We start from the raw sequence: 16,291 nt of genomic DNA on the forward strand, positions 1-16,291 counted from the left end.
GCCCGATATGGAGTCGGACATCGCTCAATTCGGGAGACCGCGCAATTCGATCTGCAGCCATGATCATCCACTTTCGTTCGTGTCGGGCGGTTATTTGCCCGTGTGACTACAGTTACACGAGTTACCAGAGAAACAGGTGAACTAACGATGCGTGTCGAATATCGAACAGATGACGGATCGACCTCGCTCCGCGCCGGGTGGCTCGTCCTGATCACCTGCGCCGCCGTCAGCTTAGTCGTTGCGGGCATCGCCGCCCTCAACACGGCACTGCCCGATATCGCCGCGGACACCGGCGCCACGACCGGGCAGATGACGTGGATTCTCGACAGCTACACGCTCATCCTCGCCGCACTCCTGCTGCCCGCAGGCGCGATCGGCGACCGCTTCGGTCGGCGCGGCGTCCTGCTGATCGGCCTCGTCGTCTTCGGCCTCGGTTCGCTCGCCGCCATCTGGGTCGAGGGCCCGACCGCACTCATCGTCACCCGCTTCGTCACCGGCGCGGGCGCAGCCCTGATCATGCCGACCACGCTATCGCTGATCACCGCGGGCGTCCCGAAGGACAAGCGCGCCTTCGCGATCAGCGTGTGGGCCGCCGTCGCCGGCGTCGGCGCGATCGCCGGCTTCTTCGTCACCGGCGTCCTACTCAACTACTTCCACTGGCACTCGGTGTTCATCACGTTCGCCGCCTCGACGGCCCTCGTGTTCGGCCTCGTCCTGACCATCGGCTCATCGAAGGACGAGCACCCCGGCAGCTTCGACGTCATCGGCTCGCTCACGTCGACCGCGGCGATCGCAGGCGTCGTGTTCGGACTCCTCGAAGGTCCGCATCGCGGCTGGACCGATCCACTCGTCCTGTCCTGCTTGTGCGTGGGCGTCGTACTCGTCGCGGTGTTCATCCTCGTCGAACGTCGACGCACCGATCCCCTGCTCGACGTCGATCTGTTCGGCAACCGCGCGTTCGCCGCCGGGTCATTATCGGTGATGCTGCAGTTCCTGGCATCGTTCGGCCTGTTCTTCTTGATTCTGCAGCAGTTGCAGTTGGTGTTCGGCTACTCGCCGCTCAAGTCCGCGGTCGCGTTGTTCCCGCTCGTCGTCGGAGTCGGATCGTTCGCACTGATCGGCAACTGGGTCGCCGCCCGCTTCGACTCGCTGCGTTTCGTGATCTCGATCGGTATCGGCGTGACGGCGGCGGGGGTGATCGCGCTCGGCGTCTTCGACATCGACGCCTATTGGAAGGTCGCGGTGATGCTCGGCGTGTGCGCGGTCGGCATGGGCCTGGCGATGGCGCCGTCGACGACCGCGATCATGTCGAACACTCCGGTGGACAATCAGGGAGTGGGCTCGGCTGTCAACGACACCGCCCGCGAGATCGGCGCGGCGATCGGAATCGCATTGGCGGGCAGCATCATGGCAGCCGGATATGAGAGCCGGATCGGACCGACCGCCGACGCCGCAGCGGCCCAGATCTCGCCCATCGACCCCGATGCCGCCGCGGTCGCGGACGAGGCGATCCGCAACTCGATGGCGGGCGCGGTGAAGGTCAGCGACGAACTCGGTCCGATGGCGTCGAGTCTCGCCGACGAGATCACCGCGGGCGCACGGGCCGCGTTCGAAGAACCGCTGCAGACCTCATTCGTCGTCCTCGGCAGTGTCCTGGCCGTCGGGGCGGTGTTCCTCGGCTGGTTCACCCCACTCAAGGTCGTCGACGACGCCGTCTCGGCCCCCTCCCAACACATGGACGACTGATTCATGGACGACCGGCGGGCCCAGTCGTGGTCACACCGGATCGGAAGCGACCCGGTGCTCGTCTATCCGGATGGCTGCATGGACCTGGTCTTCGACGGCGACACCGTATCGGTGGCGGGCGCCGACACCCGATCTCACGGTTCCGTTGGCTGACGTCGCACCCGCGCTCGCATGGCGACTCCGGACACCCCACGCCGCGCAGGCCGCAGCGTCCGCCGCGGTCGAGCCGTGGGTCGGCCCGACGGTGGCGGCGCTGTCCCGGGGCGCGGGAGCGGCGCCGACCGCCGATCTACTCGGCCTCAGCGAACGTCAACTCCACCGCCGCTGCGTCGCCGCATTCGGCTACGGCCCGCGCAAACTGCAGGTGATCCTTCGCGCGGGCGACGCCATCGAGATGCTGCGCGCCGGTCGTTCGCTGTCCGATGCGGCCACCGCCGCCGGCTACGCCGACTATCCACACCTGTACCGAGACATCGTCCGTCTCACCGGACGACGCCCGGCCGAGTTCGGGCTCACCGAGTAGGTCAGCCACCGGCCGCATACACGTCGACCTCGTTGCCGTTCGGATCGCGCACCGTCGCATAACGCTGACCCCACGGCGCATCGAACGGCGGGCGGACGACCCGCGCGCCGAGGTCGGCGAGATCGGCGACGATGCTGTCGACCGAGTCGGCCGACGGGCACTCGAATGCCAGGCTCATCGGCGAGGACCCCTCCCGCGGCCGTGTCCAGTCTGGGTCGAATCCGCGGACCGTCGACACCGGGTCGAACATCACCCGGAATCCGCCGAGGTCCGCTTCGACGTGCGGCGCATCGTCGGCGGCGTCCGGGATCGGCAGTCCGATACGGCGATAGAAGGCGAGCGTCGCCTGCAGATCGTCGCAGACGATCGACAGTGCGTTGAGTCTGGGCGAGTGGGCATTCGTCTGGGTCATGACGACGACGTTAGACCGGTACCCGCAACACCGTCATGAACGTTTCGGACGTGATGCGGATGCGGTGCCCTTCATGCAGTACCCCCTTTTTTTTGCAGTACCACTGTGCCGCGCCTCACGCTCGTGGGCTAGCCTTCTTCGCGATCACGACATTCTCGCAAGGAGGCGCCCCCAGATGGGTCGACACGTCAACAACACCGACGGCGGTGCGTCGCACAGCACCGGACTTCGGGTCGGTGTGTCCGTCGCACTGGTGGCGGTCCTCGCCATCGGGGTGTACGTCGTCTGGGACAGCACTCGGGCATCGTGCGACAAGGTCGAGCCCGTCTCGGTGATCGCCGAAGGCGACCTCGCCGACTACGTGAGCGAACTCGCTGATCAGACCGAGCAATCCTCCTGCTTCGACTTCACGGTGGAGGCCATCGCCGCCAGTCACGTGGCCGACCGTCTCGCGGGCAGTCGAACGCCCGATATCTGGGTAGCCGAGTCGCAGTCGCGGATCCGCCAGGTAGGGACGGCGCTCGGGCACACGTGGTCCGGGATCGGACCGTCCATCGGAACCTCGCCGATCGTCGTCGCAGGACGCGACCTGCCGAAGGTCCCGTCCTGGTCGAAAGTCCTCGCGACGCCGCCGCTGCGCGTCGACTCGCCTGCCACCAGCGATGTCAGCAACGCCGCGGTCGTCGGCGCGCTCGCCGAGATGTCGAACGGCTCGATGACCCACACGCAATTGATCGATACCCTGACCGGTCGCGCCCTGAGGATGAACGACGAGGACGGCGCTCCCGACCTGGCGACGATGGCCGCGGACGACGGGACGTCCCTCGCGCTCGTCTCCGAACGCGCCTACGCCACCTTCGCGGCCGATGCGGGAGCCAAGGCCCCAGAGATCACAGCCCCGGGGATCACGGCCACAGTTCCCGAGACCGGAACCGTCGCACTCGACTACCGCGTGGCGAACGTCGCCCCTTCGGGGCGGGCCGTAACCTCCAACGACGCGATCATGGCACTCGCCGACACGGTCAAGAGCGACGACGGCGCGCGCATCCGTTCTGAGCACCACGTCCGGCCCGCCGACGGCTCACCGCTGCCCGACGGCGAGGGCGTCGGGGAGGTCACCATGATCGATGCTCCCGACCGCGCGTTCATCGACAACATCGGCCGCAAGTGGACGGCCCTGACCCGACCGATCCGTGCCCTCGTCGTCCAAGACGTGTCCGGCTCCATGCGCCAGGACGCGGGCGGGCGCTCCCGCGCAGCACTGCTCAAGGAAGCCTCCGTCTACGGGCTGCGCAAGCTACCCAAGAACACCGCGCTCGGATACTGGGAGTTCAGCATCGACCGCGGCGGCTCCGGTACCCCCTACCGGGAGGTCGCACCGATCGCCCCGGTCCTGGACAAGACCGACGGCGTCCTCAACCGCGATGTCCTGACCAGAGCCATCGACACCAGCCTCACGAATCTGGGTGGCGGGACTGGGCTGTACGACACCGCGCTGGCCGCGTTCAAGAAGGTGTACGACACCTACGATCCCGCGTATTCGAACAGCGTCATCCTGATGACCGACGGCCGCAACGAGGACCCGCACTCAATCAGCCTTGACCAACTCGTATCCGAACTGAACATCATGAAGAATCCGGCGCGGCGCATCCCGATCGTCACCATCGGCATCTCCGACGACGCGGACGCCGATGCGCTCGAACGGATCTCGGAGGCGACCCGCGGCAGCACGTTCGTCGCACACGACCCCAAGGACATCGGCTCGATACTCCTCAAGGCCGTGTCGTACCGCGTCGAAGACGCATGAGCGCAGTGAGTCAGAGCGACTCGTAGACCGCAGCCAGATACCTGTTCGGGCGCGGGGCGCCGATCAATCCGGGCGCCATCGCGTTCATGACGTAGGCGACGGTGATCCCGCGCCCGAGATCACAGGAGACGACGGCACCGCCGAGACCCGTCCACCAGCACACATCACCGTCCGGCACACCCGGCATCGCCGGGCTTGACAACGCCCACCCGAGCCCGAAGCGGACCGGGACGCCCAGCACCCGGTCCACCCCGTCGGTTCTCGTCTCGACGATCCGATCGACGGTCTCCGCCGACAGGAATGCGCGGCCGCCCGCGCGTCCACGCCCGGTGACGATCGACTGCAGTCGGGCTACCGAGCGGGCGTTCCCCTGACCGTTCACGGCACCCAGTTCGGCAGCCAGAAACGTCGGGTCGGCGGTGATCGCGGCCGAGAAGACCGGATTGCCGAGCGTTCGTCGAGGCTCGACGTCTGCGGGCAGTGACGCCAGATCGACGTGGGCGGGAGGCGGCGGAACCATCGGGGCGATGCGGTCCAGGCCGCCCCGCATGCCGACGCGGTAGTCGGCTCCCAGAGGGCCGGCGATCTCCGATTCGAGGAACGCCCCGAGGGTGGTGCCGGTGACGCGCGCGATCACTTCGGCCAGAATCGTCCCGAAAGTGAGTGCGTGGTACCCCGAGCCGTCACCGGGCGTCCACCACGGAACCTGATCGGCCAGTGCAGCAGCCGCGTCCGGCTGCCGATACAGGTCGTCGACCGTCATCGGCTGCTGCCACCCGGAGACACCGGACGTGTGGTCGAGCACCTGCGCGATGGTCACCTCGTCCTTGCCCGCCCTGCCGAACTCCGGCCAGTACCGCGCAACCGGCTGATCGACGTCCAGACGACCCCGGTCGGCCAGGACCAGGATAGCCAACGCCGTCATGGTCTTGGTGACCGAGTAGGTCGTGGCGACGGTGTCACGCACCCAAGGTCGCCGGGTCGCCTCGTCGGCGACGCCGCCCCACAGGTCCACCACGACGTCGTCTCCGACCATGACGCATAACGACGCGCCCACTTCGTTGCCCGCGGCGAACTCCGCTTCGAACGCGGCCTGCACCCCGGCGAACTCGGCTGCGCAGTGCCCGTCGAGGGTCACCGGGCGCCCACCGGTTCGCGCATCCGCTTCTCGCCCGCTTCGATCTCGGCGAGAAGGTCTTTGACGTAGCGCGCGAAGTCGATCTGGATGGTGTGTCGGGGTGCGTCGTAGTACTGCCCGAGGTGTCTGCGTTCGTCCGCGGCGATGGCCTCCCGCATGGCGTCGGCGGTCGGGAGCCGGTAGCGCCCCGCCAGGTGTGCCGCGATGATCTTGCTCTGCTGCTCGGCGAGGTTGACGATCGTCGGTGACGACTGTGCGAGTCCCGCATAGTAGAGGTCGTCGAACTGCGGATGAAAGATCCGCTTGAACAACGGGTACCGGTGGCCATCGTCGGGCAGCAGCGCCGGGTCGTCGAAGAACGGGAACGACATCCGGTAGCCGGTCGCCGTCACGATCACGTCCACCGCGATCCGGCCGCCGTCGGCGAGCACGACGGCGTCGCCGTCGAGTCGGTCGATGGCAGGCACACAGGTCACGTCGCCGGAGCCGGCCTTCGCGAGGAAGTCGATGCTGACCGACGGATGCGCCGACAGCGGCTCGTGGTCCGGCTCCGGAAGCCCGTAGCCCGCCATGGAACCCAACGACTTCTTGATCGCTCGCCGCGAGATGGCCAGACCGAGCCTCTTGGGCATCCACGGCGGCATCATCATCTTGTCGGCGGGCTTGCCTCCGCGATACTTCGACAGCACCCACACACCGCGCCGAGCCGACACCCAGACGTGCTCGGCGATCGTCCGGTTCGACACCTCCGAGGCGATGTCCAGTCCGGAGTTGCCCATCCCGACCACCATCACGCGCTTGTCGTGCATGTCGACGGGATCGACCGGCGTCCGATAGTCGTGACTATGGATGATCTGACCGTCGAAGTGTCCCCGATAGTCCGGAGACGCCGGATTCCAGTGATGTCCGTTCGCAACCACCAGCGCGTCGTAGGAGCGTTCTTCTCCCGTGCTCAAAGTCAGATCCCAGCCGCCCGAGGAGCGATGCACAGCCTTCTGAACGGCAGTCCCGAATCGGATCGAGTCCCGTAGACCGAAATGGTCCACGTAATCGCGGAAGTACCGGTGGATCAACGAGTGGTGCGGGAAGTGCGGCCAATCGGCAGGCGCCGGGAAGTCCTCGAACTCCAACCGACTGGTCGAGGTGTCGATGTGCAGCGACTGGTAGCACGCCGACCGGCCGTTCGGATTCCCGTAGTACCAATTGCCGCCGACGTCGTCGGACATCTCGAAGCAGTCGAAACCGATGCCCTGGTCCGTCAATCGTTTCGCGGTCGTGAAGCCGGAGCATCCGGCGCCGATGATCGCGACCGTGTTGTCAGTCATGTGTCCACTCCTCGAACGTCGTCTCCGTCACGGTAGAACTTTCACTGACACTGGGTCTAGTGAGTTGTCAGATTGCCTCGTTAATGTCCACCGAGCATCATGAATGCCATGACGAAGTCGACGCTGCGTGACGAGCAGAAGCGCAGGACCCGCCGTGCCCTCATCGACGCGGCGAAGTCGTTGTTCGTCGCTCGTGGCTACTCGACCGTCACCGTCGACGACATCACCCGCGAGGTGGGGTGCAGCCGGGCGACCTTCTACCTGCACTTCACCGGCAAGATGGACGTCCTCGCCAAGATCAGCGCGGAGACCATGCAGGAGCGAGCGGCCGCCGTCTATCGCGATCTCGACGTCGCACTCACCGACGGATCGCGTGAGGCGTTCACCGGCTGGATCCGCCACGCCCTCGATTGGTTCTCCACGAACCGCGACATCCTTCCCGCCTGGGACGAGGCACTGGCGGTGGAGCCGGAGTTCCACGCCATCGGCCGCGCATCCATCACCGCACTGAGCGACGCGATGCCCGGCTACCTCGCCCGGTGGCCCGCGAACCGTCGGGACGAGGCACGTTTCCGGATCGAACTGCTGGTGACCCAGCTCGAGCGGTACTTCACGCGATCGCAGATCCAGGGCACGATCGAGTTCTCGCCGGAGCAGGCCGCCGACGTTCTCAGTGACATCTGGTTCCCGGCGCTCGCACCGCCCGGAAAATCAGGTGCGCCCGTCCCCCCGCCTGGGTAGCGTCGCTGCCACATGTCTACTCCCGCACACACCCGCGTCGCCCTGCACGACGTCACGTTCGCCTGGCCCGACGGCTCGCTCGCACTCGCCAACGTCGACGGCGCATTCGACGAGGGACGCACCGGCCTGGTCGGCCGAAACGGTTCCGGCAAGTCGACGCTCCTGCGCCTGATCGCCGGAGATCTCACCCCGACGGGCGGGCACATCGACACGGTCGGCGAGGTCGGATACCTCCCGCAGACCCTCACCCTGGACGCCGACACCGCCGTCGCCCGACTGCTCGGCGTCGATCGAGTGCTGGCCGCACTTGCGGCCATCGAGTCCGGCGACGTCGACGAGAAGCACTTCGAGACCGTCGGCGACGACTGGGATCTGCCGGCCCGCGTCGAAGCGTCGCTCGAACGGATCGGTCTGTCCGCCGATCATCTCGACCGCCGCGTCGCCGACGTCTCCGGCGGCGAGGCGATGCTCCTGGCCATCGCAGGCCTGTCCCTGCGCCGCACTCCGATCACGCTGCTCGACGAGCCGACCAACAACCTCGATCGCGCCACGCGCGCACGGCTCGCGAATCTCGTCGACGACTGGCCTGGCACACTCATCGTCGTCAGTCACGACCTCGAGCTCCTCGACCACATGGAGGCGACCGCCGAACTGTACGCCGGCTCGCTCACGACCTTCGGCGGACCGTACAGCGCATGGCGCGAGGCGCTCGACATCGATCAGGCTGCTGCCGCGCAGGCCGCGCGCAGTGCCCAGCAGACCCTGAAGGCCGAGAAGCGGCAACGCGTCGATGCCGAGACACGGCTCGCCCACCGCGCCCGCACCGGTAAGAAGGCGCAAGCAGACGGCGGACTGCCGAAGATCCTCGCCGGTGCGCGTAAGCGTCGGGCACAGGAGTCCGCCGGAGCGCTCCGCGGAACGCTCGACGGCAAGGTCGAGTCGGCGCAGGCGGCGGTCGACGCCGCTGATGCACGCATCCGAGACGACGACGACATCGCTCTCGACCTACCGGCTCCGGACCTGCCGCGTGGTCGTCGCCTGATCGAGTTCGCCACGGTGCACGGCGACGTCGTCATCCAGGGCCCCGAACGCGCCGTCGTCGTCGGACCGAACGGATCCGGGAAGTCGACACTCCTCGCCCACCTGGTGCGCGGCGACGATCGCGTCGCCGGACTCCCGTCGGGGCGTCTGTTGACCCAGTCGTACGGGTATCTGCCTCAGCGCCTCGATGGACTCGACGATGGGGCAAGCGCACTGGAGAACGTTCGATCCGTCACGCGCGACGCCACCCCGGGCGATATCCGGAATCGACTGGCACGCCTACTGATCCGCGGTGCGGCCGTCGACCGGCCAGTCTCCACGCTGTCCGGCGGCGAGCGCTTCCGGGTCAGTCTGGCAAAGCTGCTGTTCGCCGAACCACCGCCTGCCCTGCTCATCCTCGACGAGCCGACGAACAACCTCGACGTCACCAGCGTGCGCCAGTTGACACAGGCGCTCAACGCCTACCGCGGCGCGCTTCTCGTCGTCAGCCACGATTACCGGTTCCTCCAGGAGGTCGGAATCGACATCGTCCTCGAACTCGATGCGGACCGAACGCTGCGGCAGGTCCCCGAACTCGGCGGCCCCGAACTTGAACGCTGAATCGGCGCCGCTCAGCCCGGCAGATCGATGCTGGGCATCGTCGGCAGGTCAGAGCTCTTGGGCATCATGTCGCCTGCTGCTCCCGGGCAGAAGGACCCCATGGCCGCGCCGACCACCGCAGCACCCTGCCCGGAGTTGGCGGCCTGGCTCACACCCTTCGCCGCGTCGGAAACGCTGGTGCCGCTCTCGAGATCCTCGCAGATCTTCTGACCGACCGAGACCGCCTCGTCGTCGTCGGCGAACTTCACGCCGCTCAACTTGACCGCCGACAGATACGCCTGCCGCTGCGACGAATCCGGTGCGCCCGAGTCCGAGTCGTCGGATCCGCACGCTGCGGACACGAGTGCGACCGCGACGACCATCGGGGCGAGGAACGCAGTTCTCACACGCATGACGATCTCCGTTTCGTAGGAAGGCGAATGCACTCACTCTAAGCGCACGAACCGACCGTGTCAGTGAGGGAGTCAGTCCGCCACGGCCGCAGACTTAGCCCAGCGGTAGTCGGCCTTGCCCGCAGGCGTGCGCTTGACCTCGTCGACGAAGACGACGCTACGCGGCACCTTGTACCGGGCGATGCTCTGGCGGCAGTGCTCCTGGATCTCTTCCAGCGACGGCTCGGGCGCGCCCTCGTTGAGGCTTGCGACGGCACCGACGCGCTGCCCGTACTTCTCGTCCGGGACCGGCACGACAAGGGCGTCCGCGATCGCCGGGTGACCGTGCATCGCCGCCTCGACCTCTTCGGCGTACACCTTCTCGCCACCCGAGTTGATGCACTGGCTGCCGCGGCCTTGGAACACGATGTGCTTGTCCTCGGTCAGGTACCCCATGTCACCGAGCACCGAGATCCGGCGGCCGTCCGGCAGTGTCGGGAACGTCCGCGCCGACTTCTCCGGGTCCTTGTAGTAACCGACCGGCACGTTGCCGACGCGCGCGATCAGCCCCGGCTCGTTCGGCATGGTGATCTGCTCGAATCGCTCGTCGACGATCATCATGCGGTCGGTGGGTGGAACCGACAGGTTGCCGCTCTCGTCCATCATGATCTCGCCGTCGTTGCCCGATTCGGAGGCGCCGAAGTTATCGCGCATCAACAGTTCCGGTTTCACCGCGAGCATCCGGTCTCGGACGGACCTGCTCCAGATCGCGCCGCCCGACGTGATCGAGAACAGCGACGACATGTCGGTGGAGTCCTTCTGCCGCTCCATCTCCTGCACCAGCGGGATACCCATCGCGTCACCGACGATCAGGATGATCTGCGTCTGATCGCGGGGAATGTTCTCGATGATCTTCTCGGCGTCGAAGTCGCGTTCCAGGATCAGCCGGGAGCCGAGGGCGATGAACGTGAACAGGAGGTACGACGCCGCGCCGTGCATCAGCGGCGCCGCGATGAGTGCGGCGATAGACGGGAAATTAGGCACCTCGCGGGCGATCTCGTCGAGGTCCTCACGGGGGTCGCCGTACGGGTTGCCGCCGGAGATCGGTTTGCGGAAGAAGTCGTCGTGTCGCCACACCACGCCTTTCGGGTAGCCGGTGGTGCCGCCCGTGTAGATGATGTAGTGCTCGTCGCCGGTACGAGTCTCGAAGTCACGCTCGGTGGGCGCATTCGCATGCTCGCCGAAGTCGACGATGTCCACGGTCCGTCCGTCGAGGGCTGCGACGGCCGCCGACAGTTCCTCGTCGACGTCGCCGATCACGAAGACGGTCCTCAGCAGCGGAAGCTTCGGCATCAACCGTGCGACGGACCGCTGATGTTCGGGCAGCTCGACGATGATCGCCTTCGAGTCGGAGTTCTCGAAGATGTACTCGAGTTCGGGGTCGGTGTAGCGGTAGTTGACGTTGATCGGCACGGCCCGCACCTTGAGGAGCCCGAGCAGGCTCGTGACGTGCTCGACGCTGTTCTTCAGAAACAGGCCGACGTGATCGTCGAGGCCGACGCCGTGAGCGGACAGCATGTGCCCGACCTGTGTCGTGAGCGCGTCCATCTGGGCGTAGGTGTACGAGGTGCCTTCGTAACTGAGCACGACCCGGTCGGGAACGGTGTCCGCGACGGTCTCGAACACGTCTGCGAGGTTGAACTTCATCTCGGGTGTCTCCTTGAGCTGGGATCAGAGGGTGAGGACGAGGCCAGACGTCGGGACGCCGGTGCCTGCGGTGACGAGTGCCTTCGAGGCGCCGTCGACCTGGTTGACGGATTGGCCGCGGAGTTGGCGGACGGCTTCGGCGATGCCGTTCATCCCGTGGATGTAGGCCTCCCCGAGCTGGCCGCCGTGGGTATTCAACGGCAGCCTGCCGCCGACTTCGAGAGCTCCGGGGTCGGCGATGAAGTCTCTGGCCTCGCCGCGCCCGCAGAAGCCGAGCTCTTCCAATTGGATCAGCGTGTACGGGGTGAAATGGTCGTAGAGCACCGCCAGGTCCATGTCGTCGGGGCCGAGGCCGGACTGCTCCCACAGTTGCCGTCCGACGAGGCCCATCTCCTGCAGCGCGGGCAGATCGTCACGGTAGTAGCTGGTCATGATGAACTGGTCGGTCCCGCTGCCCGACGCCGCACCCGCTATCGATACCGGGGTGGTGCGCAGATCCCTGGCTCGCTCGGGCGAGACGACGACGATCGCGACGCCACCGTCGGACTCCTGGCAGCAGTCGAGCAGGTGGAGCGGCTCGGCGATGTACCGCGAGTTCTGGTGGTCCTCCAACGTGATGGGCTTTCCGTGGAAGAACGCCTTCGGGTTGAGCGCCGCGTGCTTGCGATCGACGACGGCGATTCGACCGAAATCCTCGCTGGTGGCGCCGTACTCGTGCATGTAGCGCTGCGCCGTCATCGCGACGAACGCGGCAGGCGTCGACAGACCGTGCGGGTACGAGAACGCGTTGTCGGTGCCCGACGAGTTCTCCTGGTTCGCTACGGCCGCGTTGACCTGACCGAACCGGTTTCCGGACCGTTCGTTAAACGCGCGGTAGGCGACGGCGACGTCGCACACCCCGGTGGCGACCGCCATCGCCGCCTGCTGCACGGTGGAACAGGCTGCCCCACCCCCGTAGTGGATGCGCGAGAAATACGTCAGTTCAGGGATGCCGACGGCGCGAGCGACGGCGATCTCCATGTTCGTGTCCATGGTGAACGTGACGAGACCGTCGACGTCCGAGGCGGTGAGCCCGGCGTCATCGAGAGCAGCGTTGATGCATTCTGCGGCCAGCCGCAGTTCACTACGGCCGGAGTTCTTGGAGAAGTCGGTCGCACCGATTCCGGCGATCGAGGCCTTCCCCGACAGTGAGCGGGACCCGTCTGTACCGGTCATGACGCCTGCTCCTTCCGAGTGAAGACGACTGTGGAGATCACGTGCTTGCCGAGCGAGTTGGTTCCGGTCACGGCCACGGTGACCCGCGCACCGTCGACTCCCCCCTCCTCGACTCCGCCCTGCTCGACTCCGCCCTCCTCGACCTCGGTCACCTCACCGGTGAAGGTCACAGTGTCGTAGGCGTACCAAGGCACTCCCAGCTTCAATGCGATGGACGCGATGACGGCCCGTGGACCGGCCCAGTCGGTGACGAAGCGCTCCACCAGACCCGTGTCGGTGAGGATGTTGACGAAGATGTCCTTGGACCCCTTCTGGTGCGCGAGGTCCCGGTCGTGGTGCACGTCCTGGAAGTCGCGGGTGGCGATCGCCGTCGACACCACGAACGTCGGGGTCGCCTCGATCGTCAACGGCGGCAGCGTCGCGCCCACCGAGATGGTTCCGGCGGTCACCGGTCGCCTCCTTCACGTGGCGTGAACGCGTACAGCGTCCACGCGGGTCGGTCGCCGTCTGCCGGGAAGTCGAGGAACGTGATCTGCACGGGCAGCCCGATCCGGACGTCCGCGGGGTCGACGCCCCGGAGTTCGCCGAGCAGCCGGACACCTTCGTCGAGTTCGACGAGGGCGACGACGAACGGCAGTGGTCGCCCGGGCACCTTCGGTGCGTGGTGGACTACGTGGCTGTACACGGTGCCCCGGCCCGAGACGATGCGATAGTGAGTTGTCCCGAACTCTCCGTCGGCTTCGCGCGGACGCCACGTCGCGGGGATCGGCGGATGCCGCAGCGAACCGTCTTCGAGTTGCTGGATCCGCAGTTCGTGGGCCGCGATGCCGTCCCAGAAGAAGGCCGTGTCGCGGGAGGCCGTCGGCCGGATGAGCTTCGCCGGATCCAGATCGGGTGCCGGGTTCGCGGGCTTGGCGGAGCCGGGTGCGAACTTGAGGATGCGGAAGTTCATCTCCGCGACGATCTCGTCGCTGCCCTTCACTCGCCACGTGTTGCGCGTGGTGAAGAACCAGCCCTCCCCGAGCGCCGTGTGCTTGGGCCCGACGACGTCGACGAGTTCGGACGACAATGCCATCTCCTCGCCCGGCGCGGTGTACCGGTGGTAGACGGTGTCGCAGTCGGTCGCGACCACCGAGGTGTAGCCGGCGGCGTCGAACAACGCGGTCGCCCGCCCCAACGGGTCGTCGTCGGTGCGGACGCCGTGGAGGCCGCGCATCGTCCACACCTGGGCCATCGCGGGTGGTGCGACGATGCCGTCGTGTCCGGCCGCGCGTGCCGCGTCGTCGTCGACGTAGATCGGGTTCGCATCGCCCATCGCCTCGACCCAGTTGTGGATCATCGGCCGGTTGATCGGGTCACGCCCGAGGGTCTGCGCACTTGCGCCGGACGCCTTGATCACGTCGGCGGCCGCGTAGATCTGGTCGACGGTCGATTCGGGAGAGATCGTCGATTCTGGCGAACTCACTACGACTACCTCTTCACTCGCGGCAGGCCGAGGCCTGCGGTTCCGATCATGTCTCGCATCACCTCGTTGACACCGCCGCCGAATGTGATGACCGCGTTGCGTTTGGCCATCATGTCGAGCCAGTCGACGAGGTCGGCGGTCGCCGGGTCGGCGAAGTCGCCGTACCGCCCGACCACTTCGTCGACCATCCGGTGAATCGCCTGCACCCGTTCGGTGGAGAACACCTTGGTCGCGGCGGCCGACGCCATCGAGATCTCGCCGCTCGAGGCGACCTGCCAGTTGAGGAGCTCGTTGAGCCGCTCGAACGCGTCGATCTTCGCGAAGACGCGACGGACCTCGGGCTCGTCGTCGACACCGCTCGAACGAGCCCACTCGCGGACCTTGTCGGCGATGCCGCTGATGCGTCCCGACGGCCCGAGCATGACCCGCTCATGGTTGAGCTGGGTGGTGATCAGCTTCCAGCCGTCGCCCTCCTCGCCAACGCGCATCGACACCGGAACCTTGACGCCGCTGTAATAGGTGGCGTTCACGTGGTGCGCGCCGTCCGCGGTGATGATCGGCGTCCAGGAGAAGCCGGGATCGCGCGTGTCCAGGATCAGGATCGAGATGCCCTTGTGCTTGCCGACCTCCGGGTCGGTCCGGCAGGCGAGCCAGATGTAGTCGGCGTCGTGGCCACCGGTGGTGAAGATCTTCTGTCCGTCGACGACGTAGTTCTCGCCGGTCTCGTCGAGGACCGCCTTGGTGGTCAATGATGCGAGGTCCGTTCCGGCCTCGGGCTCGGTGTAGCCGATCGCGAAGTGCACGTCGCCGGACAGGATGCGCGGAAGGAACTGGGCCTTCTGCTCGGCAGTGCCGTACTTCTGCAGGGTGGGGCCGACGGTCTGCAGAGTCACCGACGGCAGCGGCACGTCCGCGCGGATCGCCTCGTTGGTGAAGATCTGCTGCTCGATCTCGCCGAAGCCGTGGCCGCCGAACTCGGTTGGCCAGCCGACGCCGAGCCATCCGTCCGCGCCCATCTGCTTGATCACCTTGCGGTAGGTCGGGCCGTGGCGTTCGGTACGCATGGTGTGCGCGTCGTCGTCACTGATGAGCGTGGAGAAATAGACGCGCAGTTCGTCGCGGAGGGCGAGTTGTTCGTCGGTGAGCGCTATGAACACGCGAGCACCTCCAGAGTGCGATCAGATCCGCCGACCAGTCGGGCGAGGTCTTTGGCCAGTGAGAAGTAGCGGTGCAGCGGGTAGGTGACATCGACGCCGATCCCGCCGTGCAGGTGAGTCATGGTGCGCATCGTCGCCGGCAGTTCGGACGCCACGGTGTAGAGCGCCGTGCCGAGGTCGACCGCGGCGTCACGGCCCTGCGCGAGCTCCCATGCGGCGGTGACGGCGACCAGGTCGAGAGTCGCCGACACCACGTACACGTCGGCGAGTTGTTGGCCGACGGCTTGGAAAGCCGCGATCGGCTTCCCGAACTGGTTGCGGGTGCTGACGTGCTCGGCGGTGCGCGCGATGGCGCCGGTGAGGAGGCCGGACGCATAGGCGGCGAGCAGTGCGCGGTAGACGTCGACGAGTCGGGTCACCGGGTCCCCGGAAGTCGAGTCGTCGAGCACGCGGTCGGCGCGGGCGCCATCGAAGCGGACCGTGCACTCGCCCCATCCGGACGACGACGTGGTGCGGGTGATCCGCACTCCGTCGGCGTCCGCGGCGACAACGGCGACGCCCGCGTCGGTCGTCACGAGAAGGTTCTCAGCGGCGTCGGCGTGCAGGACACCGGTCTTGACACCGGTGACGAGGACTCCGGCCGATTCTGAAGTGGCCGTGGTCGCCTGCGGGTCGCCGAGCGCCGAGCCGGCCTCGCCGATCGCGACGGCGACCGCTCCGAGGTCCTCGCGCACGGTCAGAGCTGCTGCGAGTGTCCCCAGCAACGGGGTGACGACGGCGTCGCGACCGGCGCGCGTGACGAGCGGTCGGAGCGAGTCGACGTCCAGATCGTCACCGCCGACGGCGCCGGGCAACGGCATCGCGGGGAATCCCGCGTCGAGGAACGCCCGCCATGCAGTGTCGTCGAAACCACTGCCGTCGAAGCGGGTCTCCCAGTCCGGTTCCAGACGACGCACGACCTCGTCGGCGGCCTCTTCGACTGCTGCGGCCGCCGGGTCCAAGGTGAAGTCCATCCGGTGCCTCCAATCTACAAATTAGAACTT

15 protein-coding genes are annotated in these 16,291 nt (G+C 67.0%); 5 read left to right on the forward strand and 10 right to left on the reverse strand.

The features are described 5' to 3' along the window. The first annotated feature begins 147 nt into the window (after nucleotides 1-147). Both ACTIMF_RS09000 and ACTIMF_RS09005 read left to right on the forward strand, forming a co-directional pair. Nucleotides 148-1,746: an MFS transporter gene (locus ACTIMF_RS09000; RefSeq protein WP_442349946.1), complete on the forward strand. Its 1,599-nt coding sequence runs from the start codon at nucleotides 148-150 to the stop codon at nucleotides 1,744-1,746. Between the two features lie 70 nt (nucleotides 1,747-1,816). Next, entirely contained in the window at nucleotides 1,817-2,269 is a 453-nt protein-coding gene (locus tag ACTIMF_RS09005; protein ID WP_442349947.1) for a helix-turn-helix domain-containing protein, read from the forward strand. A gap of 1 nt (nucleotide 2,270) precedes the next feature. Here ACTIMF_RS09005 and ACTIMF_RS09010 read toward each other — a convergent pair whose 3' ends face one another. Beyond that, nucleotides 2,271-2,681 carry a VOC family protein gene (locus tag ACTIMF_RS09010; RefSeq protein ID WP_442349948.1) on the reverse strand — a complete coding sequence of 137 codons (411 nt, stop codon included), beginning with the start codon at nucleotides 2,679-2,681 and terminating at the stop codon, nucleotides 2,271-2,273. Nucleotides 2,682-2,856: 175 nt separating this feature from the next. Between ACTIMF_RS09010 and ACTIMF_RS09015 the strand changes: the two genes are divergently transcribed. Continuing rightward, nucleotides 2,857-4,488 carry a substrate-binding domain-containing protein gene (locus tag ACTIMF_RS09015; RefSeq protein WP_442349949.1) on the forward strand — a complete coding sequence of 544 codons (1,632 nt, stop codon included), beginning with the start codon at nucleotides 2,857-2,859 and terminating at the stop codon, nucleotides 4,486-4,488. Between the two features lie 10 nt (nucleotides 4,489-4,498). On the opposite strand, the gene ACTIMF_RS09020 is transcribed toward ACTIMF_RS09015, so the two are convergent. Together ACTIMF_RS09020 and ACTIMF_RS09025 are read right to left on the reverse strand one after the other, a co-directional pair. After that, on the reverse strand, nucleotides 4,499-5,626 hold the full coding sequence (locus ACTIMF_RS09020; RefSeq protein WP_442349950.1) for a serine hydrolase domain-containing protein: 1,128 nt from the start codon (nucleotides 5,624-5,626) through the stop codon (nucleotides 4,499-4,501). Then, nucleotides 5,623-6,951 carry a flavin-containing monooxygenase gene (locus tag ACTIMF_RS09025; RefSeq protein ID WP_442349951.1) on the reverse strand — a complete coding sequence of 443 codons (1,329 nt, stop codon included), beginning with the start codon at nucleotides 6,949-6,951 and terminating at the stop codon, nucleotides 5,623-5,625. The genes ACTIMF_RS09020 and ACTIMF_RS09025 overlap by 4 nt, the downstream gene beginning before the upstream one ends. 108 nt (nucleotides 6,952-7,059) lie before the next feature. On the opposite strand from ACTIMF_RS09025, the gene ACTIMF_RS09030 reads away from it, so the two are divergent. Together ACTIMF_RS09030 and ACTIMF_RS09035 are read left to right on the forward strand one after the other, a co-directional pair. Next, nucleotides 7,060-7,692, forward strand: coding sequence for a TetR/AcrR family transcriptional regulator (locus ACTIMF_RS09030; protein ID WP_442349952.1), 633 nt, complete (start codon nucleotides 7,060-7,062; stop codon nucleotides 7,690-7,692). 12 nt (nucleotides 7,693-7,704) lie between these two features. After that, a complete protein-coding gene (locus tag ACTIMF_RS09035) occupies nucleotides 7,705-9,333 on the forward strand; it encodes an ABC-F family ATP-binding cassette domain-containing protein (protein WP_442349953.1) in 1,629 nt (542 codons plus the stop codon). A gap of 11 nt (nucleotides 9,334-9,344) precedes the next feature. On the opposite strand, the gene ACTIMF_RS09040 is transcribed toward ACTIMF_RS09035, so the two are convergent. The 7 genes from ACTIMF_RS09040 to ACTIMF_RS09070 form a co-directional block, all read right to left on the reverse strand. Continuing rightward, entirely contained in the window at nucleotides 9,345-9,725 is a 381-nt protein-coding gene (locus tag ACTIMF_RS09040) for a DUF732 domain-containing protein (protein WP_442349954.1), read from the reverse strand. A gap of 72 nt (nucleotides 9,726-9,797) precedes the next feature. Then, on the reverse strand, nucleotides 9,798-11,411 hold the full coding sequence (locus ACTIMF_RS09045) for an AMP-binding protein (protein ID WP_442349955.1): 1,614 nt from the start codon (nucleotides 11,409-11,411) through the stop codon (nucleotides 9,798-9,800). A 24-nt stretch (nucleotides 11,412-11,435) separates the two neighbouring features. Continuing rightward, a complete protein-coding gene (locus tag ACTIMF_RS09050) occupies nucleotides 11,436-12,626 on the reverse strand; it encodes a lipid-transfer protein (RefSeq protein ID WP_442349956.1) in 1,191 nt (396 codons plus the stop codon). After that, nucleotides 12,623-13,075, reverse strand: a complete 453-nt coding sequence (locus ACTIMF_RS09055) for a MaoC family dehydratase (RefSeq protein ID WP_442349957.1) — start codon at nucleotides 13,073-13,075, stop codon at nucleotides 12,623-12,625. Before ACTIMF_RS09055 ends, ACTIMF_RS09050 begins: the two co-directional genes overlap by 4 nt. Beyond that, the gene (locus ACTIMF_RS09060; protein WP_442350026.1) at nucleotides 13,072-14,070 is read right to left on the reverse strand and encodes a bifunctional MaoC family dehydratase N-terminal/OB-fold nucleic acid binding domain-containing protein; all 999 of its coding nucleotides are present in this window, start codon (nucleotides 14,068-14,070) and stop codon (nucleotides 13,072-13,074) included. Before ACTIMF_RS09060 ends, ACTIMF_RS09055 begins: the two co-directional genes overlap by 4 nt. A gap of 26 nt (nucleotides 14,071-14,096) precedes the next feature. Further along, entirely contained in the window at nucleotides 14,097-15,248 is a 1,152-nt protein-coding gene (locus tag ACTIMF_RS09065; RefSeq protein WP_442349958.1) for an acyl-CoA dehydrogenase family protein, read from the reverse strand. Next, complete coding sequence (locus ACTIMF_RS09070; RefSeq protein WP_442349959.1) at nucleotides 15,239-16,261, reverse strand: acyl-CoA dehydrogenase family protein; 1,023 nt, start codon at nucleotides 16,259-16,261, stop codon at nucleotides 15,239-15,241. Before ACTIMF_RS09070 ends, ACTIMF_RS09065 begins: the two co-directional genes overlap by 10 nt. Nucleotides 16,262-16,291 lie beyond the last annotated feature (30 nt).

The organism is Gordonia sp. (in: high G+C Gram-positive bacteria), from assembly GCF_052106715.1.
GTDB lineage: Bacteria > Actinomycetota > Actinomycetes > Mycobacteriales > Mycobacteriaceae > Gordonia.